Source organism: Borrelia hispanica CRI, assembly GCF_000500065.1.
Classification (GTDB): Bacteria; Spirochaetota; Spirochaetia; order Borreliales; family Borreliaceae; genus Borrelia; species Borrelia hispanica.
The window spans coordinates 1-2,073 of the sequence record NZ_AYOU01000141.1; the positions used below are offsets into that span (position 1 = coordinate 1).

Below are 2,073 nucleotides of genomic sequence, written 5' to 3' on the forward strand. Positions count from 1 at the left end.
AGTTTCTTCATTGTTTCATAACATAACTTCATTGTTTTATCTTCTTTCTCACGTTTTAAATCTTTAAGCTTAATCTTCTTATCTTGAAGTTCTCTACTATTTCCTTTATTTTTAATCATTTTAATCTCTCTCTCCAATAGATCTATTTCTTCTATACAATCCTCAAGTTCTAATTCTAAATAATTATTAAATGCCTTCATAAACTTAAGTCCAAGTTGACTTTTCGTTATACTAAATTGACTTTTAAGCTCACGTGCTTTGGCATTGTTTTCAAGTACTCGATCTAAGACACTATTAAGAGTAGTTTTACAAATGGTTATTTTATTATCACTATCAAACTCTTTTGGATTATCTTGACTAATCTCCCATTTTTGTCTCATCTTACATACATTAGCTCGTGACACACAAAGCTCTTTCGCTATTTCAGCATCACTTAATCGATCTTCTTCAAAATACATGGCATAATCTTCATATGCTCTTTTTACTTTATTCATATCTCTTCAACCTTATAATTTAACAAAAATTAATTTAGATTAACATAAACTCTATAACAAAATAACAATTTTACAAAATCAATAAATATTTACAATAAGTTATACCACATAACAATAATCGCTATATATTTTAAAATCACAAATATGTATTAAAAATAAGGAGATTTTATATGAGTAAACCTATAAGATTAATACTTTTTAGTTCATTAATATTATATTGCTGCAAAGGATATAAAGTCAGTATAACATCTACTGCTAATCAAACAGAAAGTAGATCTAAGAGAGATCTGGATAACTTACCAAAGGAAAAAGAAATTGTTATTAGTCTAACTGCCGATGAACAAAAGAAACTCAACTCTTTAAAACATGCATTTGAAAAAGTAATTGAAAAGCTAAAAAATCAAATTCAAGGATGTCAAAATGATAACAAAAGTAAATGTGATAATTTTTGGACTTGGCTTAACGATAAACCTCAAAAACAAAAAGAATTGGTTAATGCTTTTAAAGAGACTTATGAATTTATAGACAAAAAAAGAAATGAAAAAGCAAATGATAAAGACTTTGACACTTATATAAGTGATGCTATTGATTGTCAAGTTAATAATAACGACTGTACCAAGGACAATAAATATGGAAATGGTACTAACGAAATAGAACAATTTTTTAGAGGTGTTTTAAATGACATGTCTTCTAAAAACACTCATGACGAAATGTTTGAATATCTTAAAAAAGAATTACTTGATCCAGACAATCATGTAGCTGGACTTAAAACAAATTGGAAAAACTAGCAAAGCAGAAACACAAATACATAAGGAGATTTTATATGAAAATAACCAATTTTACTTTGATTTTATTACTACTAATGAGTAGTTGTGATCAAGAAAAAAACACAAATAAAGGAATTAAGAGCAGAAATAAAAGAGACTTAAAACAACAAGTAGAAGCACAAAAAACACCTGAAGAAGCATTAAGAGAAAAGTTAAGTGAAAGTCAAATCAAAGGCCTAGATTTTTTAAAAGAAGCTTTGGGTAGTGAATCTGAACTAAATAAATTTTTAAATGCAGACGAATCTAAAATAAAAGAAGCTCTTGATCACATTCAATCAGAACTTGCAAAGTGCACAGGAGAAAATGCAGATAATCAAAAAAATACATTCAAACAAGTAGTAAAGGGTGCTTTGGGGGGTGAATTAGATAAATTTACAGAACAAGCAGATAGCACTTGTGGAAATAATCAATAAAACCATCAACAAAATTTAAAATGCAGATTTAAGAAAGAAAGTATACAGATTTTCATACAAGCAAAAGGATAATTAAAAAGATTTAAAAAAAGGAAAAAGTAAACAAAATGTTAACTTGAAGTTAACAGAGAAAGATAAGTTAAAAAAAGAAGAGAGATATCTCTCATTGCAAATAGATGGGTCTTTAAAATGAAAACTAGAAAGAATGTACAGCAAATTTTTAAGTATTTGTTAAAGCTACCACAAAGTTTACTATATATTTTGTGCTGCACCCTTAAATATCAGCCCTTCTGATTAAAATACATACCCTACACATTAAATTTTGCATACAATGGAGAG

The 2,073-nt window shown here is 27.4% G+C and carries 3 protein-coding genes; 2 read left to right on the forward strand and 1 reads right to left on the reverse strand.

What is annotated here, in order from left to right:
• A partial coding sequence (locus U880_RS0105940) for a DUF603 domain-containing protein (RefSeq protein WP_024655168.1) occupies positions 1-494 on the reverse strand: 494 nt, incomplete at its 3' end.
• A gap of 170 nt (positions 495-664) precedes the next feature.
• Between U880_RS0105940 and U880_RS0105945 the strand changes: the two genes are divergently transcribed.
• Positions 665-1,282: an Mlp family lipoprotein gene (locus tag U880_RS0105945; protein WP_024655169.1), complete on the forward strand. Its 618-nt coding sequence runs from the start codon at positions 665-667 to the stop codon at positions 1,280-1,282.
• Between the two features lie 35 nt (positions 1,283-1,317).
• A complete protein-coding gene (locus tag U880_RS0105950) occupies positions 1,318-1,734 on the forward strand; it encodes an Mlp family lipoprotein (protein ID WP_024655170.1) in 417 nt (138 codons plus the stop codon).
• Positions 1,735-2,073: the final 339 nt, after the last annotated feature.